We start from the raw sequence: 17657 nt of genomic DNA on the forward strand, positions 1-17657 counted from the left end.
AGAGACTGACTATGGAAAACATTCAAACACTTATCGCCCAGTATCCTTTAGTGGAAGATCTGGTGGCTCTCAAAGAGACGGCCTGGTTTAACCCTGGCACCACCTCTCTTGCGGAAGGTTTACCCTATGTTGGCCTGACCGAACACGATGTTCAGGATGCCCATGCCCGGCTGACGCGCTTCGCGCCATATCTGGCGCAGGCATTCCCGGAAACCGCAGCTACTGGCGGCATTATCGAATCCGAGCTGGCCGCAATCCCGGCGATGCAAAAACGGCTGGTAAAAGAGTACGGGCAGCCTATCCGCGGCGAAATCCTGCTGAAGAAAGACAGCCACCTGCCGATTTCCGGCTCAATTAAAGCGCGTGGCGGCATTTATGAAGTCCTGACCCACGCGGAAAAACTGGCGCTGGAAGCCGGAATGCTGACGACAGAAGATGATTACAGCATTCTGCTTTCACCTGAATCTAAACAGTTTTTCAGCCAGTACAGCATCGCAGTAGGCTCTACCGGCAACCTCGGGATGTCGATTGGCATTATGAGCGCCCGCATCGGCTTTAAGGTGACGGTGCATATGTCTGCCGACGCGCGCGCATGGAAAAAAGCCAAACTGCGCAGTCACGGCGTGACGGTCGTCGAATATGAAGAAGATTACGGCGTGGCGGTTGAACAGGGCCGCAAAGCGGCAGAGTCCGATCCGAACTGCTTCTTTATCGATGATGAAAACTCCCGCACGCTGTTTTTAGGTTACGCGGTGGCTGGTCAGCGTCTGAAGGCGCAGTTCGCGCAGCAGGGTCGCGTGGTGGATGCCGATCATCCGCTGTTTGTCTACCTGCCGTGCGGCGTCGGCGGCGGCCCTGGCGGGGTAGCGTTTGGTCTGAAGCTGGCATTTGGCGATAACGTGCACTGCTTCTTCGCCGAGCCAACCCATTCACCGTGCATGCTGCTGGGGATTTATACCGGGCTGCACGATACCATTTCCGTGCAGGATATTGGCATCGACAACCTGACGGCAGCTGATGGGCTGGCGGTGGGGCGCGCGTCCGGCTTTGTTGGCCGGGCGATGGAACGTCTGCTCGACGGTCTGTACACCCTGGACGATCAGACGATGTACGACATGCTGGGCTGGCTGGCGCAGGAAGAAGGGATTCGCCTTGAGCCTTCGGCGCTGGCAGGAATGGCCGGTCCGCAGCACGTTTGCGCCGCTGCTGACTATCAGCAGATGCACGGCTTCAGCGCGGACCAGCTCAATAACGCCACTCATCTGGTGTGGGCGACCGGCGGCGGCATGGTACCAGAAGCCGAAATGGCGCAGTATTTAGCCAAAGGGCGCTAACGCCGCTGAGCTTAACGCAGCATCGCCATCAGTTCCATCGGTGAGCGATGCTGCTTAAGCAGATCGCGCATCACGCGCATATGCGGGGCGGTATGGTTGAAGAAAGCGCTGTACCCGCTGCAAATCGCACTCTTTCCACGGCTGTCGCGATGCTTTGGACAATCGCCATGGCAAAAGCGTAACAGCGAACACGCCTGGCATTCCGCACTCAGCGTAGTCTTCTTGGACTGACCAAACTCCACTGCCCGCGGGCTGGCGTTGAACTCACTCAGCGACGTGTGATGAATATTTCCCAGACGAAAATCAGGGTAGACATAGTGATCGCATTGATACAGATCCCCATTCGCCTCCAGGGCAAACGCATGTCCGCAGGTTGAGCTAAGCGAACACATCTGCGACGGATGCCCGCACCATACGCCCAGAGTTGAATCAAATAACTGGACGAATACGCGACCAATATCTTCTCTGACCCAGATATCAAAGATGGAATTCAGGAAGGTTCCCCACGCCTGCGGCGGGACGGATTCGGCGGTAAGCTCGCCTTTTTCATCATATTCAACCAGCGGAATGAACTGCAAAAACGGCGTGCCAAGCTGGCGAAGGTAGCGATACATCTGCCCGGGCCGCTGACTGTTCAGAGAATTAACCACCACCAGCAGATTGAACTCCACCTGATGCTCACGCAGCCTGGCAATGGCGTCCACCACCTTATGGTGAGTCGGCTTTCCACTGCGGTTAACGCGATACGCATCGTGCAACTCGGCAGGGCCATCCAGGGAAATCCCAACCAGCCAGCCGTTATCGCGTAAAAAATGACACCATTCGTCGTTGAGCAAAATCCCGTTGGTCTGGAAAGCATTATGGATTTGCTTCCCTTGCCCGTACTGTTTTTGTAAGGTCACTACGCGGCGAAAAAAGTCGATACCACAAAGGGTTGGCTCCCCGCCCTGCCAGGCGAACATCACTTCAGACCCTGGCTGCGCGGCAATGTGCTGGCGAATAAACGTCTCTAAGGTGGCATCATCCATTTCGGGTTGAGTGGGTTTATCAATGTAAAAACAGTAACGACAATCAAGGTTACAACGAGAGCTGGCCGGCTTGGCCATGACCTGACATCCTGTCATGCTAAATTCCCGATAAATGCAATAAGTTGGCGAACATGCGTTACAGCAAACAGTATTGCGAGGGATAACACCGCGAGGGAGATCATAAATTTGTCACGCACCGCGCGAGATTCAGAAAAATCACTATGCGTAACGTCCATCAGGGTACGACTACGGGTATAGCGCCAAAGTACGATAGCCGCCATCGCCAGCACCACAATTGAAACCCAAAACAGAAAACCCGCCTGATGCCAGTTATGCTTCAGCGCCAGCGCCATTAGCGCGCCATAGCCCAGCAGCGTACGAAACCAGGCCAGCGATGTTCGCTCCGGTTGTAACCCCGGGTCGGCGATACGTCGCGACTTACGGCTATCCGGCATACAGTACCAGTCCCATGACAATCACCGCGACGATCATCAAAATCAGGCTGATGATTAACAGACTATGGGTATACGGCAAATCCTCTTTCAGACGCATTGCCCTCTCATTACGCAGCCAGCGCAGGTAACCATAAATCGCCAGACCACCGGCAAACAGACACAGTAACAGCGCCAAAAGCTCACGAATGACCGGAGTGGCAAAATCCGGAGCCAGCTGGTCGAGCCCCACGCCCGCCGCCAGAAATCCCAACGCGGTGCGGATCCATGCCAGAAAGGTACGCTCATTTGCCAGCGAGAAGCGATAATCCGGGGCTTCTCCAAGGCGGGAAATCTTCATCTAAACTCCTCTGGCTGTCATTGCCGGATGGCGGCTAGCGCCTTATCCGGCCTACAAGTAAGTGCAAATGTGGGTATTTGCATCAGGTGGCATTGTAGTCAGAACTTCTGCTTTTTCTCCTCCACTTTTACGCCCTGGGTTGGTAAACCGGTGTCGTAATCGCGAACCACCGGCGAATAACCGTCTTGCGGGCGTGGGCGGAAAGCGCCCATCCAGCGTGGTACGGCATCTGAACGCCACGGACGCAAACTCCATTGGTAGGTACGGAACGGGTCGCGGATTTTATCCATATAGTCCAGCAGAGCGTCGTGCATCCTGGAGCGAACGTCGGCTAATTGTGGCGAATCTATCAGGTTGTGTAGCTCATCGGGATCGTTTCGTCTGTCGTAAAGCTCATCGCTGGTAAACAGGTTCAGCACCAGCTTCCAGTCGTCTGTCACCCAGCAGCGTACCGGAATAAATCCGCCAAAACTGTCATGTTCAATCTCATAACGGTTGAACTCCACCATCACGCCGCGTGGCTTTTCAATGTTAAGGACGTTTTCACCCGGCAGGATTTGTGGCTTCTCAATGCCCGCCAGCGCCATCATCGTCGGCAGCAGATCGATATGACTGACCGGCGTGTCTACCTGCATAGGTTCTCCCTGCGGCGGGCGCATAATCAGAGGAATTCGCGTGATGTCGTCATACATCGCCGCCCCCTTACTGATGAGCTTATGCGCCCCCATCATCTCACCGTGATCGGAGGTATAAATAACCCAGGTATTCTCCCGCTGTTCTGGCGTTAAGGCATCAATCACCCGGCCAATCTGATCATCAACAAAGTCGTTACAGGCAAAATAGAGTGGATGGTGATAACGTCCGTCTTCACCCACTGGAGATGGCATCGCCTGCGACCACAGGCGATGATGCTCAGGCTTATCGCACAGAGTATCCTGCGCTTTCGCGCCCAGATCGTAGTAAAAGTCCTGATATTTTTGCAGATAATCCACCGGACAGGTAAACGGGTGATGCGGCTCATCGTAGGAAACCACCATCAGGAAGGGTTCGTCATCACGAGCAGGCTGGTGGAGGAATTCAACCGCCCGGTTGCTGATACGATGCGCCCAGGTGAAGGTTTCATCGATATTGTTGGCCAGCAAATCCTCCACGCTGTTCAGGCCATTACGCCACAAACCAATCTCTTTTTCCGTCAGTTCTGCAAGGTAATTGGCACCGTCATACCAGTAGTCGGCATCCCACTCGGGGGGACACTCGCCGGTACCAAAGTAATCATGCCCGTCGAGATGCCACTTGCCGATGTAGCAGGTGTGATAGCCCGCATCCTTGAAGTAGCGCCCCATGGTGGAAATATTTTTCCCCGGTGCGACGTTATTGGTCCACGGACCGGACTGGTTGGCATAAATACCGGTAAACAGCCCCGCGCGGGCCGGGGTGCACACCGGTGAGCAGGTATAAGCGGAATTAAAGCGAATACCTTCTGCCGCCAGGCTATCGATATTATTGGTATTCAGCGATTTACCACTGTAACAGCCGACCATATTAGTCGCCTGAGTGTCGGTCATGATGAACAGAAAATTAGGGCGGTTCATGCTTTATCCTTAGTGTCAGAGACACTGTGTGCCGTAGAGATACGTCGCGACTGCCAACTGCTGAAAATCAGGTATATCACTACTGCTGCCGTGATGGCGTAGCTGAAGATTGTCAGCCAACGAGAGTTGTAACCACCAAACTGCGCCAGACCTGAATAGACGCCAATCATCGCAAACAGGACGCCAACAGAGGCGATCTTCGCGTTTTTCCACGGCTTCATATCTACCGCGAAAGCATTATGGAATTTAAACGGCGTGGCACGCGGCTTGATAACACCGATAACCAACATGACCACCACGTTAATGCAGAAGGTACAGGCCAAAACGTAAAGGAAGTGAAAGTCAAACTTAACCAGATAGTTAATGGTGATGTAGCTGACGATACCCAGCCCCATCGCGACCTTCGCCGCCAATGCCGGGATGCGGGGGAAAAAGAAGCCCATAATAACGATGGTCACCAACGGTACGTTGTAAATGCCATTGAGTTGTTTCATCCAGCTGTAAAGCCCCTGTGGCGCATACGCAATCCACGGCGCAACCAGCACAGAAATAACCGCGACGATAAAACCAAAACGACGCCCCACGCTGACCAGTTTATCGGGGCTGGCCTGCTCGTTAATCAGACGACGATAAATACCGAGGCTGAATAGTGTCGAGGCGCTGTTGAGAAAACCGCAAAACGCGCTGATGATCGCGCCGAACAATACGGCGCTGAAAAAGCCAATCAGCGGCAATGGCATGACTTTGTTTACCAGCGCCGGGTAAGCCATATCCGCTTTTGGGAGATCCTGGAAAAGGTGAAAGGCGATAACGCCAGGCAATACCAGAATCAGCGGATCCAGCATCTTCAACACCGCCGTCAATAAGGCCCCTTTCTGTCCCTCCGATAAACTTTTGGACGCCAGCGTACGTTGAACAATTCCCTGGTTCGTACACCAGTAGAAGGTATTCACCAGAATAAGCCCGGTCAGCGCCGCGCCGATCGGTACCGGGTCGTTGCTCCCGCCAATCGAATTCAACATCTGGCTGTGATCCTGCGTTAAGCGCGTAATTCCTTCGCTCAGGCTGCCTTTACCCATTGCCATCAGGCCAAATAGTGGCACCATCAGACCGCCAATAACCAGACCGATACCATTGATCACATCAGCAATAGCAATGGCACGCATCCCGCCGACCACGGCGTACAAAATACCACTAATCCCCAATACCACCGCCATCAACCAAATTGCCGTATGCTGGGAAATACCAAAGGTTTCAGTAACATGAAACATACTGTTAAAGGCAAGTGCGCCGGAATACAAAATGATCGGCAGAAAACAAATCCCCGTGGCAATTAAAAAACAGCAGTCGATGATAATGCGGGTCGTTTTGTCATAACGCTCCTCAATAAAGTCCGGAATGGTGGCAATGCCGCGCTGCAGATAGCGCGGCAAAAAAATCAGCGCCAGAAAAATGAGCGGGATCGCTGAGATAACTTCCCATGCCATTACCGACATCCCACTGCGATAAGCCTGGCCGGTTAACCCTACCAGTTGCTCCGTCGAGAGATTCGTTAGCATCAGCGATGCGGCAATAACCGGCGCTTTTAGCGATCGCCCCGCCAGAAAATATCCTTGTTGCGATCCGGTATCCGCTTTCCGTAACTTCCACCAGGTGATTACCGCCACCAGCAGCGTAAAACCCACAAAGCTTAGAATTTGTAGCGTATTCATCTCATAGCCCTTGTTTTTCATTATGTCCCGGCAGCTGTAGGGAGAATGCGAGGTATTGTGCACCGGGTCAGGCAGTCAGATTTCTTAAAATAAAAACGTCATATCCCTGAACAGATTTTTTCTGTTAAGTTCAGGTTGTGGGCATAATTCTCCGGCGGGTAATTAAAATGAATGGAAAGATGCAAAGTTCGCATGTAAAAAACGAAACTACGTACAATATTCCCCTATTGATTAACGAAAATGTGATCTCAAGCGGAATTTCATTGATCTCGCTGTGGCACACCTATGCCGACGAACATTACAGGGTTATTTGGCCACGCGATAAGAAAAAGCCACTGATAGCTAATTCATGGGTTGCTGTCTATACCGTCCAGGGCTGTGGGAAAATCCTGCTAAAAGACGGCGAACACATTACCCTCACCGGGAATTGTATAATCTTTTTAAAACCAACAGATATACAGTCTTATCATTGTGAAGGATTAGTATGGGAACAATACTGGATGGAATTCACGCCAACCAGCGTAATGGATATTCCGTTACGCCAGCAAAGTATTATTTATAATGGTGATATTTATAATCAGGAGCTGGCCGAGGTCTCGCGACTAATTACGTCACAAGACTCAATGAAAAATAATCTGGCCGTCGCTTTTCTCACAAAAATAATTTATCAATGGATTTGTCTTATTTACGCCGAAGGAAAAAAAGACCCACAGCGGATACAAATTGAAAAACTAATTGCCACTCTGCATGCCAGCCTGCAAAGGCGCTGGAGCGTGGCGGATATGGCGGCCACCATCCCCTGTAGCGAAGCCTGGCTACGTCGTCTTTTTTTACGTTACACCGGTAAAACACCTAAGGAATATTATCTCGATGCCCGGCTGGAACTGGCGCTGTCACTGTTAAAGCAGGAAGGGAATACGGTCGGACAGGTGGCAGATATGCTTAACTTTTTTGACTCATTTCATTTCAGCAAAGCGTTTAAACACAAATTTGGCTATGCGCCCTCGGCAGTGCTTAAACATGAGAAGTGAAATCGGCCTGCAGAAGATGCAGGCCGGATACGCGTTCTTTATCCCATTCCCCAGAAGATCACCGCCAGCAGCTGTGGGGTGATAATCCTCAGGAACATCACCAGCGGATAAACGGTAGCATAGGAGAGCGCCGCCGCCCCGCTGGTGGCATGCAGGTTGTTAGCAAACGCCAGCGCGGGGGGATCGGTCATCGAACCCGCCAGCATACCGCACAGCGTCAGATAGTTCATTTTGGCGAAGATACGCGCCAGCAGTCCCACGGTAATCAGCGGAATGGCGGTAATAAAAATACCGTACCCGACCCAGCTCAGCCCATCACCCTGAGTCAGCGTGTTAACAAAATCACCGCCAGATTTCAGGCCAACCACCGCCAGAAACAGTACAATACCTAACTCTCGCAGCGCCAGGTTAGCGCTGGGAGGCATAAACCAGTACAGCTTACCAATGCTGCCAATACGCCCCAGAATTAAGGCCATGATCAGCGGTCCACCGGCCAAACCCAATTTTAACGCTACCGGGAAACCCGGGATGAAAAGCGGGATGGAACCCAATAGGACACCCAGTCCAATACCGATAAATACCGGCAGCATCTGCACCTGCTGCAGTTTTTGCTGGGCGTTGCCGACAACATTGGCAACGGCATCAATGGACGCGGGACGCCCCACCAGATTGAGGATATCCCCGAATTGCAGGCTGGCATCGCTGCTGGCCACCAGCTCAACGCCCGCACGGTTTAAACGGGAGATAACCACGTCATAACGTTCTTTAAAATGCAGGTCGCGGATACGTTTACCCAACACCTGTTCATTAGTCACCACCACGCGTTCAACGCGTAAATCGGTACCTCGCGTCGACAGCGATGTGTCCACCTCCTGCCCAATCACTACCTGCGCGTTGTGCAGATCGCCAGGCTGACCGACCAGGTGTAACAGGTCGCCCATCTGGATAATCGTCCCTGGCGACGGCACCATCAATGTCTCTTCACGCTTCAGACGCGAGCAGATGATTTTATCGCTGTTCAGAATTGGGACATCCTGAATCGCCATATTGTTGAGGTTCGGGTTTTCCACGCGGATGTTCATCGTCTGAATCAGCGCGTGTCCATTGGTCAACGTGGATTCATGCTGCTGAGCTTCAGCATCGACGTTAACGCGGAAAATAAGGCGCATCAGCCACATCGTGAGCAAAATACCGCAGATACCAAAAGGATAAGCCATGGCATAGCTCATCCCCATCTGGTCTACAATATCTGCTGGCGTCCCCAGATCGCGCAGAATTTGCTGCCCCGCCCCCAGCGCCGGCGTATTGGTGACCGCGCCGGAGAATATCCCCAGCACCACCGGAAGGGGAATGGCAAAAATCTTATGCAGGATCGCGGTGACCAGTCCCCCTATGATGACAATCAGTACGGCAAACAGATTCAGCCGCAGTCCGGAAACGCGCAGTGACGCAAAAAAGCCCGGCCCCACCTGAATACCGATGGTGTAGACGAAAAGAATCAGGCCAAATTCCTGAATAAAATGCAGCATGTCGCCGCTCAGGGTCATCCCTGCCTGATCGACAAAATGTCCGACGATAATACCGCCGAACAGCACCCCTCCGATGCCAAAACCAACGCCACGTATTTTTATGTTGCCGATCCATAATCCGACAACCGCCACCAACGCCAGAACGCTGACCGTCAATGCTATATCACTCATTATCCTGTTCCCTGTGAATAACATTTCATTTAACGAGGATTATGACTGAACCGTTCAGGCATGAATGCAGAGTGGCGCACATTATCATGCTACAGAGCGCCAATAAGCGCTTAAGAAGGGCGTTATTTAGCGTTTTTCTTCACGTCGATTTGTAGTTGCTGAATGCTTTTTTCTGGCAATGGCAGCGCTTCCGGCATCGTGCCACCCAGTTCATGAATAGTCTGGCGAACTTTGCGTCCCACCTCGTAATGCGTCTGATTAGCTTGCTGTTTGGTGTTAACAGAGTCTCTGCGCAGTTTGTCTTCCGTTTGCGTTGCCCGAAACAGATTTGCCGCCAGCTCTGTAGACCCCATGTAATCGAGAATTTTCTGGCTTTTCCTCAACCCTTTACGTTCATGAATCGCTCGCTGATCTAAACCACCATAAAGCCCCTTGTAACCATGGTTTTGAAAGATAGCAAAATCGAAAGCGGTCTCTACGCCAGCAAGTTGTGCGGTTTCAACCAGATGCTTATTGTGTTCTTTTAGTTCATTGCGTAAGAACAAACGCTTTTCATCCTCACGCAGAGATTTAAAAGCAGCATCATCGGCCAACTCCTGACGTCGGGTTTGAATGGCAAAGTAGGTTTGCCCGGCCGCGATAACAGGTTTCGCGGGATCACCATTTTGCACGACCAGATAACAGGCGTAGCGGGAGAGTTTTACGTCTTTTAATTCCCGACTAGCTCCTGACCCAATTCGTACCATTGCGAGGATCTCCTCGAAATGGTCACTCTCTAATTGACCACTGGCTACACATGACTCCGCAGCTTTCTTTATCACAGGTAGAAAATGTCGGTACTCTGAATATTCAAGAACCTTAGCCAATTCCCGGGCAGACCAATATTCGATCCCAGCATCATCAAACTGTTTCATAGCTTCAAATGGTTGATGTTCACTCATAAAAACATTCCTTCGTTAAGAGTATTGGTACTGGATATTTTTACAGTGAAACATTCGTTACAACAAGACAGTTTCATGTGTGCTGACGCACAAAAAAGCCCCGTCATTTCTGGCGGGGCAAAGGCATGGAGCTATTTAGCTATTTAATGCGGGACGTTCGCTGATGGCGATACGTTGTGGAGCAATGGTTTCAGGTTCATTACGGGTCAAATCGATATGCAGCAAGCCGTTAGTAAAGCTTGCGCCTGAGACCTCCATATTTTCAGCCAGCGTAAAGCTCAGACTGAACGGCTGAGTAACCAGCCCCTGGTGCAACCATTTTGTCTCTTTTTCCGGCTGCTGCGGTGTACCTTTCACGGTCAGGCGTGTGCCCTCCAGTTGAATATCCAGATCTTCCTGGCGGAAACCGGCTAACGCAAGGGTAATGCGGTAGTGGTTATCATCGCTCTTTTCGATGTTATAGGGTGGGAAGCTCTGGCTTTCACCGGCGTTTTGTAAGGCATTGGCCAGTTTGTCAAAACCGATCCATTGACGCAGCAGTGGGGATAAATCGTAGTTACGCATAATAATCTCCTTCTAAGAAGCGAGTAGGTACCTTTCGGCTCCCTGACGGCAAGCCGATTGCTTAGCAAGGCCGCCTGAAGCGGCCCACAGAATTAGTTGATTTCGATGCGGCGCGGTTTGTTCGCTTCGGGAATAACGCGCTCAAGATCGATATACAGCAGACCATTCACCAGGTTTGCGCCGCGAACATGAATGTTCTCCGCTAACTGGAACTTACGTTCGAAGTTGCGCTCGGCAATACCCTGATACAGGTAAGTACGTTCTTTTTGCTCATCCGCATGAGCGCCTTTTACCACCAGCAGATTGTCCTGAGCGGTAATTTCCAGCTCGCTTTCAGCGAAACCGGCAACAGCAATCGCAATGCGGTAATGGTTTTCGTCTACCAGCTCAACGTTGTACGGAGGGTAGCCGCCATTACTCTGGCTCTGGTTGTTTTCCAGCAGGTTAAACAGACGGTCAAAACCAATAGCAGAACGGTACAGCGGGGATAAATCAAAGTTACGCATAATCAATAGCTCCTGAAATCAGCGAGAATGTGAGACCTTCCATCATGGACAGGTCAGGTAGCCAGGACACCCATCAGGCATGCCCTTCTGTTGTCTACATCCTAAAAATGGGTCTTAAAACAAACTTTTCAAGCGTATTCATCTGACTTTTTTTGCAGTTTGTTGTCTATTGCATACACTGGGGAGAGCAGTTGTTATCGATAAATCGCGATAGCCGCCACAGTGCGACGAAATGGTGATGTTATTTTCGCAACGGATCGCTTTAACTCATCATGCAAACACGATGAAAACAGATGAATAAATGATGATAAAAAAAATGTTGGTAACACTGACAATGTGCAGCGGGATAGCGTTTTTGAGCGGCTGTTCCAGCATAATGTCACATACCGGAGGCAAGGAAGGGACGTATCCTGGCACACGCGCCAGCGCCACTATGATAAGCGAAAGTGATACGAATTGGGGAACGAAGTCGCTGGCAATTCTTGATATGCCTTTTACGGCGGTGCTTGATACCGTATTGCTTCCATGGGATCTCTTTCGTAAAGATAACTCGGTGAGATCCCGCGTAGAAAAGAGCGAGGAGAGAACCCAGGCCACGAACGCCGTTCTCCCCCCGGCGAAAATGCCTGCTCCTTAATTAACGCCCTGTTTCAGTCATCCACAATTGGCGGAAACCTTCGACGTCTTCCATCCACGCAATCCGTCGCCCATCAGGAGAGAAGACGACCGCATCGGCCGAGGGCGGGTTGCCGTGACGATCCGTTAAAAAATCAATCTCTCCCGTCTGAGCATCACAACAGGCGATTCTGTTTTCCAGCACAAACCCCAGCCATTTCCCCGACGGATGCCAGTTGAATGCTGACTGAATACTCGTGGCGCAGCGGGTAAGCTGACGCGGCTCACCACCCTGTGGTGAAATTAACCACAGCTGCACAACGCCATGGTTATCGCGCATTAAAAACGCAATTTCAGACGCCTGTGGATTACTGCGCACCCAGTGGCGCGGCTGATTCACCAGCCCCGGAAAGGCGCGCTCATGAGTAAACGTCAGACGGCGTTGGTGAATGCCGGATGGCGGCGCAGGCATTGTCGCCTCTGTGCCCTCCAGCGGTGCGTCACCCGGCTGTTTCCAGCCGCTTTCATTCTGTGGCAAATCAACGATAAACAGCTCCGGCACTTTCTCACCGGTAACTGACAACGTATCGCCGATAAACGCCAGTGTGCTATCACCCACCCAACCTTCTTCATAGGCTCGGTTTATCTCATCGCTCCCCGGTTTTGGCGCAGGCGTCGTTTGACTCACCAGCACGCACCAGCGGCTCCCGCTATATTCACGCGGATGCTGCGTGGATACGCTCACCGGACCATACGGCGCAGCCACGCCGACGTTACGTAAATCCAGCGCCGGAGAGCGTTCATGCAGCACATGGTCGTTATAAGTGAAACTGACAAACTCACCGCTCGGGCTAAAGACATGCACATGACTGCCGCCACGTAACGCACCAGGCGTGTACGGCGCGGTGATATCCATCGCATCCAAATTCGTTACCTCTGCCTGCGAAACAATCACCCCACGACGATGATGAAAGTTGTAATCCCATGTTTCATCAGGATTTTCTGGTCCATGAATAAAAACATACTTTTCCGACTTTGGATGAACGGTCACCACGCCAACATGTGCCCCTTGAGTGGCCCGGTAAATCACCTCCAGTTCGCCAGTATGAACATTGACGCGTTCAATCGTTTCCCCCGTAAAAGAGGCACCGGAAGGACGCACGTCGAAGACCAGCCAGTTACTGTCCGGGGTCCAGGTGTTGAGATTGGTAAGCTGATGATTACGCGGCGTAAAGGTGATTTGCTTCATGGGATGCCCTGATACAAGACGATTTAAGCAATCATACTTCACAAGCACTTCACTTTCAGGCTTTAGCGTATGTCCATCTTCATTTTTTGCGGACAGAAAGATGGAACATTTTGACGTAGCGATTATCGGATTAGGCCCGGCAGGCGCAGCGCTGGCGCGACAGTTGAGTGGAAAAATGCGCGTGATTGCATTGGATAAAAAGCGCCAGTGCGGCAACGAAGGATTCACGAAACCCTGCGGCGGGCTGCTGGCCCCGGATGCTCAGCGTTCGTTTATCCGCGACGGGATAACCTTGCCCGTTGATATCATCGCCAACCCACAGATTTTTAGCGTTAAAACGGTTGATGTTGCAGCCTCTCTGACCCGTAACTACCAGCGCAGCTACATTAACATCAATCGCCATGCTTTTGATTTATGGATGAAATCTCTCATTCCTGAAGAGGTGCAGGTGTACCACGATAGTCTGTGTCGCAAGATCTGGCGCGAAGGCGATAACTGGCATGTTATCTTTCGCGCCGACGGTTGGGAGCAGCAGATCAGCGCGCGTTATCTGGTGGGCGCCGACGGCGCGAATTCACTGGTACGCCGTCATCTCTATCCCCAGCACCAAATCCGTAAATATGTGGCAATTCAACAATGGTTTGCAGAAAAACATCCCGTGCCGTTCTATTCCTGTATTTTTGATAACGACACAACCGACTGTTATTCATGGAGTATCAGCAAGGATGGTTATTTTATCTTTGGCGGCGCCTACCCAATGAAGGACGGCCAGGCACGCTTTGACGAACTAAAAGAGAAGATGGAAGCGTTCCATTTCCAGTTCGGCAAACCGGTGAAAAGCGAAAAATGTACGGTGCTGTTCCCATCACGCTGGAAAGACTTCGTCTGCGGTAAGGACAATGCGTTTTTGATTGGCGAAGCGGCCGGTTTTATCAGCGCCAGCTCGCTGGAAGGAATTAGTTACGCGCTTGATAGTGCAGAAATCCTCAAATCAGTATTAATACGGGATAGAAAGGATATGAATCTCGCATACAGGAATGCCACTCGCAAGCTACGTCTTAAACTGTATGGCAAGATCCTTAAAAGCCGCATATTAACAGCGGCGTGTATCCGGAAATGGATAATGCAAAGTGGCGTTGCGCATATCCCCCTGACAGGGTCAGAAAAACATCCGCCAATGAAGTTCTGGTGGAGATTTTTAATAAAGGAATGAATGTTCACTCACTTTCGACAGATTATCGCTATCACCTGCAAGCGTAGCCAGCGCAGGGAAATTAGCTTCGCTGTACCAGGATTGTGGTAAAGGTAGCCGCGCCATGTGACTTCCAGGTCGGAGTTGAAGTTGTGCCAGCGTATCAAGGGAGTAATTTCGCCAGTGATGCGGCAGCGACAGGCGTAGCGGCACGGCTTTTTCACCGGGCACTGGCGTTGGCAAACGCGAATCACTCACATCGTAGTTTCTGTGCAGCACCAGATATTTCTCCGGCACCCGACGCTGGCTGTTCCACCACTTGCCATCCAACATATCAAACTGAAAACGGGTTATTGTTTCAGGCTTAGCTCCCAACTGCGTCAACGCCTGATACAGTGCCTTGTTCATTGCTGCATCGTACATTTCTGATGTTGCCAGTTGCCCATCAAGAATCAGCGACACCGCAATTCTTGCCCCCAACAGGTTGGAGTAGAGATCTTCCGGTGAAAATGCGGAAACTTCCTCAGAAAATCCAGGAACTGACTCAAAACCGTACCATTGTGCAATTTCATGCCAGGCCGCGAGCTGAAAGGCCAGATGCGCTGCCAGCCAGGCAGCTAATGCGTAACGATCGCCTGCCGTTTCAGGTGGCGTAAAGGCATTGAAAACAATATGCCGCTCCGCGAGCTCATCTTCCAGACGCAGCGTAAAAGGCTGGCCTAACCGTGGAAGTAGATGGCTAAAAAGCCAGACCGTCATATCTGCGGTATCTCTTACATGCGCGGTATCGATAAAACCGCCGCGTGAGGTATACACAATGCCATTGTGTTCATGCCCGATACCGGCCAGATTCACTAACCCTAACAGCAGGCTGTCGTTATAGCGATGCTCGCCAATACCGTCAGCCGCAACGACGTTATCAAGTTCATAAAACGGTACCGGCATATCCAGCACCTGCGCGTGCAGGTCGTAACCAAAAGCACAGCACGGACGTAACCCTTGAGGCGCGGGGAGCGGCGAAACTACCGGCCAGGCGGTACTTTGAGCCTTATCATCTTCCGTTAGCTGCAAAGGTACAGGTATCGCAGCATGGACCCCGATCGTTGCCAATAACAAGGTCGTCATCAGCAGCACTTTATTGATCAAAACGCCTCTCCTACCTGAAAATAAAAACCGCTGCTCCCTTTTCCAATGCCATAATCCAGACGCACATTCACCCGCGGCTTAAATTCAAAACGATACCCCACCCCCGCCGAGGGTAGCCAGCGTCCATCATCCAGCGCGCTAAATGATGGCCCCATCGTCCCTGCGCCCAGCCAGCCGACCACGCCATGCCGCCAGTCAAGTTTGCGGCGATACTCTACCTGCCCGCTGACGGCGTTTTTATCGCGATAGCGTCCTTCGTAATAGCCACGCATCCGCTGATTGCTTCCAAGCAACGGCATCATGCTCCACGGTACATCACCCTGAGTAAACGCACCGTCCATCTCCCAGGCAAGCACATTCTTCTCGTCCAGAGAGTGGTAGCGGCTGTAGTGCAACTGGTATTCATCAAATCGGGTATCGCTCCCCACATCGGGCGTATAGCGGGTATAGCGTACGTCAGCATATTGTCCCTGGCGCGGGTTAGGAACAAAGTCACGGTCATCCCAGCTAAGTTCTACACTGCTGCCGGAACTCAACACCGACGCGCCCTGCCCGGTATTCTCAATTTTGGGGGGATCATTGTCATCCATTTGCGCAGCATGCTGTGCGTTCAACGACCAGCCGAGTCCCAGATAGACATTAGGCGCTAACCGTCGATACAAGGTGGGGCGTACATCCAGCACCTGAGCCGTATATTGCTGTTTCTGGCTGTCTTTATCTCCTGCGCTAAAACCCTGTCCCCAGTAATAAGTTGGGGTATCGGTTAATGCGCCATTGATAAAAAAACGCCAGCGATCGTCGGCAAAAAAGGCGTAATTTTGCATTGTGACGCCGAAAGCGCCCGTTGAGCTAAAGTAACCGCTGAGGGTCAGCGTCGAATTCTGACTCACCGTGTCGTTTGGGTCCGGGCGATACATCCCCACCACCGCCGTGCCGATCCCCAGTCCCAGTTCGGGAGTGTAGAAAGGCCCTGGCATTACCCCCCAATCGATACCTTTGCTGGCGTTAAAGTTATCGCTGGCGCCCAGTGTATTCAGCCAGCCGTCAACTTCTTCACGGCTGGGGAGCGCGGCCTGCACCGCCGTTCCCAACAGGCTGAATGCACAGAGCAAAAACAGACGAGTTAAACTATTCAAAAGCGATACTCACCGGCGACAAAGAAGCTATTACGCTCAGCAAAGCCAATTTCAGAGGTGATATTAAAGTTGCGGGTCAGCTCATACTGCGCGCCGACCAGGATGTTCCATGGGGATTGCAAATGCTGTTTAACGTCGAAACGGCCATTTCCGTCCTTATTCGCCAAATCAACCATTCTCTGCAGCGTAGCGGAGGGCATGGAGAGATCGTTCAGGCTTCCCTTAAACTCTTGCTGCACATCCTGATACATAGACCCCACCCAAACGTTGAGTTTCCCGGAGGGCAGATGCAGCGTATCCACGCTCGGCGTCGCAAAACGGTAGCCGACTCGCGGAGAAACCGTGAAGGCATCGATACTGCCGTCAAGAATGTCAAACTGCGTCTGGGTATAGTTGGCATCAACAGCGGTAAACCAGTTCCCGACACCGCCGACCAGCGTTGTCCCGATACCGTAGGTGGTGCCTTTGAAATCGAGTTTAAAATCCAGGTTTTGCAGATTCGCCGGATAATGATATTTACGCGCGCCCTTAACCCCGACGCCAATCTGCGAAATCGAATGACCGTCGGTGTAGCCCACCAGCCCGTAGATATTCATAAAGGGCAGCAGCCAGGCATCCAGCTTCAGGGTTTCGGTTTTGCTGCTCTCGCGCGTGTTGCCTACCTTGATTTTGAACGCGTTATCCAGCGAATGGCCGCCCAGAGAAAGGCCATTAAAGTTAATACTGTCTACATTAATATTCTGCCTGATATTCATGTAGTTAATATTCACACCAAACGGCTCAGGCAGATCGTAGCCACGTTTACGCGCCTCGTCACCTAAAAAGGGCAAAACAGAGTGGCTTGCGGCAGGTTTAGCCGCCGGTTTTACCGGCACAGGAGTAGCCTGACCATCGTCCTGATAATCATACAGCGGTGTTAACGTTGAGCCAGAATCCGTCGCAGCCCAGGCTTGAAAAATCAAACAGGAAGACGTCATCAACACCAGGCGAATGCTTGTGTTAGTCATAAGAAAACATAGTTGCAGGCAGGAACCGCCTGAATATAAAAGAAGGTGGGAGAGTATAGAAGTTGTGTACTAAATGGGGGGATTAATGTGCTGTTTCACATCTGATAATACA

The 17657-nt window shown here is 51.7% G+C and carries 17 protein-coding genes and 1 other annotated feature; of the genes, 4 read left to right on the top strand and 13 right to left on the bottom strand.

All coding sequences use genetic code 11. The features are described from left to right. The first annotated feature begins 11 nt into the window (after window positions 1-11). Window positions 12-1334, top strand: coding sequence for a D-serine ammonia-lyase (gene dsdA, locus FDX14_RS05715; RefSeq protein ID WP_137349168.1), 1323 nt, complete (start codon window positions 12-14; stop codon window positions 1332-1334). A gap of 11 nt (window positions 1335-1345) precedes the next feature. On the opposite strand, the gene FDX14_RS05720 is transcribed toward dsdA, so the two are convergent. The 5 genes from FDX14_RS05720 to FDX14_RS05740 all read right to left on the bottom strand — a co-directional run bounded on the left by FDX14_RS05720 (window position 1346) and on the right by FDX14_RS05740 (window position 6458). Continuing rightward, window positions 1346-2458: an anaerobic sulfatase maturase gene (locus FDX14_RS05720; protein WP_169742017.1), complete on the bottom strand. Its 1113-nt coding sequence runs from the start codon at window positions 2456-2458 to the stop codon at window positions 1346-1348. Continuing rightward, on the bottom strand, window positions 2455-2817 hold the full coding sequence (locus FDX14_RS05725) for a DUF202 domain-containing protein (RefSeq protein ID WP_042311464.1): 363 nt from the start codon (window positions 2815-2817) through the stop codon (window positions 2455-2457). The genes FDX14_RS05720 and FDX14_RS05725 overlap by 4 nt, the downstream gene beginning before the upstream one ends. Further along, window positions 2807-3154 (bottom strand): YidH family protein, encoded by a 348-nt coding sequence (locus tag FDX14_RS05730; RefSeq protein WP_042311462.1) that lies wholly within the window; start codon window positions 3152-3154, stop codon window positions 2807-2809. Before FDX14_RS05730 ends, FDX14_RS05725 begins: the two co-directional genes overlap by 11 nt. Before the next feature lie 98 nt (window positions 3155-3252). Next, on the bottom strand, window positions 3253-4746 hold the full coding sequence (locus FDX14_RS05735) for a sulfatase-like hydrolase/transferase (protein ID WP_137349169.1): 1494 nt from the start codon (window positions 4744-4746) through the stop codon (window positions 3253-3255). Continuing rightward, complete coding sequence (locus FDX14_RS05740) at window positions 4743-6458, bottom strand: solute:sodium symporter family transporter (protein WP_042311984.1); 1716 nt, start codon at window positions 6456-6458, stop codon at window positions 4743-4745. The genes FDX14_RS05735 and FDX14_RS05740 overlap by 4 nt, the downstream gene beginning before the upstream one ends. 167 nt (window positions 6459-6625) lie before the next feature. On the opposite strand from FDX14_RS05740, the gene FDX14_RS05745 reads away from it, so the two are divergent. Next, complete coding sequence (locus FDX14_RS05745; protein WP_079225776.1) at window positions 6626-7489, top strand: AraC family transcriptional regulator; 864 nt, start codon at window positions 6626-6628, stop codon at window positions 7487-7489. Window positions 7490-7527: 38 nt separating this feature from the next. Here FDX14_RS05745 and FDX14_RS05750 read toward each other — a convergent pair whose 3' ends face one another. The 4 genes from FDX14_RS05750 to ibpA form a co-directional block, all read right to left on the bottom strand. After that, window positions 7528-9189, bottom strand: a complete 1662-nt coding sequence (locus FDX14_RS05750) for a putative transporter (protein WP_137349170.1) — start codon at window positions 9187-9189, stop codon at window positions 7528-7530. A gap of 122 nt (window positions 9190-9311) precedes the next feature. After that, complete coding sequence (gene dinD / locus FDX14_RS05755) at window positions 9312-10130, bottom strand: DNA damage-inducible protein D (protein WP_061380861.1); 819 nt, start codon at window positions 10128-10130, stop codon at window positions 9312-9314. A 135-nt stretch (window positions 10131-10265) separates the two neighbouring features. Further along, on the bottom strand, window positions 10266-10694 hold the full coding sequence (gene ibpB / locus FDX14_RS05760; protein ID WP_006687721.1) for a small heat shock chaperone IbpB: 429 nt from the start codon (window positions 10692-10694) through the stop codon (window positions 10266-10268). A 92-nt stretch (window positions 10695-10786) separates the two neighbouring features. Continuing rightward, window positions 10787-11200, bottom strand: coding sequence for a small heat shock chaperone IbpA (gene ibpA / locus FDX14_RS05765; protein WP_006687722.1), 414 nt, complete (start codon window positions 11198-11200; stop codon window positions 10787-10789). Further along, window positions 11194-11266: a sequence feature (ROSE (Repression Of Heat Shock gene Expression) occurs in the 5'-region of heat shock genes and acts as an RNA thermometer to modulate expression.), on the bottom strand. (Overlaps the previous gene by 7 nt.) Before the next feature lie 235 nt (window positions 11267-11501). On the opposite strand from ibpA, the gene FDX14_RS05770 reads away from it, so the two are divergent. Further along, a complete protein-coding gene (locus FDX14_RS05770; protein ID WP_137349171.1) occupies window positions 11502-11837 on the top strand; it encodes a YceK/YidQ family lipoprotein in 336 nt (111 codons plus the stop codon). On the opposite strand, the gene FDX14_RS05775 is transcribed toward FDX14_RS05770, so the two are convergent. Continuing rightward, complete coding sequence (locus tag FDX14_RS05775; RefSeq protein WP_137349172.1) at window positions 11838-13064, bottom strand: YidR family protein; 1227 nt, start codon at window positions 13062-13064, stop codon at window positions 11838-11840. Between the two features lie 100 nt (window positions 13065-13164). Here FDX14_RS05775 and cbrA point away from each other — a divergent pair, with 100 nt between their 5' ends. Beyond that, the gene (gene cbrA, locus FDX14_RS05780) at window positions 13165-14277 is read left to right on the top strand and encodes a colicin M resistance lipid reductase CbrA (RefSeq protein ID WP_137349173.1); all 1113 of its coding nucleotides are present in this window, start codon (window positions 13165-13167) and stop codon (window positions 14275-14277) included. Here cbrA and FDX14_RS05785 read toward each other — a convergent pair. Genes FDX14_RS05785 through FDX14_RS05795 form a run of 3 tightly spaced genes read right to left on the bottom strand, consistent with a single transcriptional unit; the run spans window position 14263 to window position 17545 of the window. Then, on the bottom strand, window positions 14263-15381 hold the full coding sequence (locus tag FDX14_RS05785; RefSeq protein WP_170973575.1) for a DUF4056 domain-containing protein: 1119 nt from the start codon (window positions 15379-15381) through the stop codon (window positions 14263-14265). The genes cbrA and FDX14_RS05785 overlap by 15 nt on opposite strands. A 17-nt stretch (window positions 15382-15398) precedes the next feature. After that, window positions 15399-16538 carry a BamA/TamA family outer membrane protein gene (locus tag FDX14_RS05790; protein ID WP_042311444.1) on the bottom strand — a complete coding sequence of 380 codons (1140 nt, stop codon included), beginning with the start codon at window positions 16536-16538 and terminating at the stop codon, window positions 15399-15401. Continuing rightward, window positions 16535-17545: a hypothetical protein gene (locus FDX14_RS05795; protein WP_079225771.1), complete on the bottom strand. Its 1011-nt coding sequence runs from the start codon at window positions 17543-17545 to the stop codon at window positions 16535-16537. Before FDX14_RS05795 ends, FDX14_RS05790 begins: the two co-directional genes overlap by 4 nt. Window positions 17546-17657: the final 112 nt, after the last annotated feature.

Origin of the sequence: Citrobacter sp. wls710 (genome assembly GCF_005281115.1) — a bacterium.
In the GTDB taxonomy this organism is placed as follows: domain Bacteria; phylum Pseudomonadota; class Gammaproteobacteria; order Enterobacterales; family Enterobacteriaceae; genus Citrobacter; species Citrobacter werkmanii.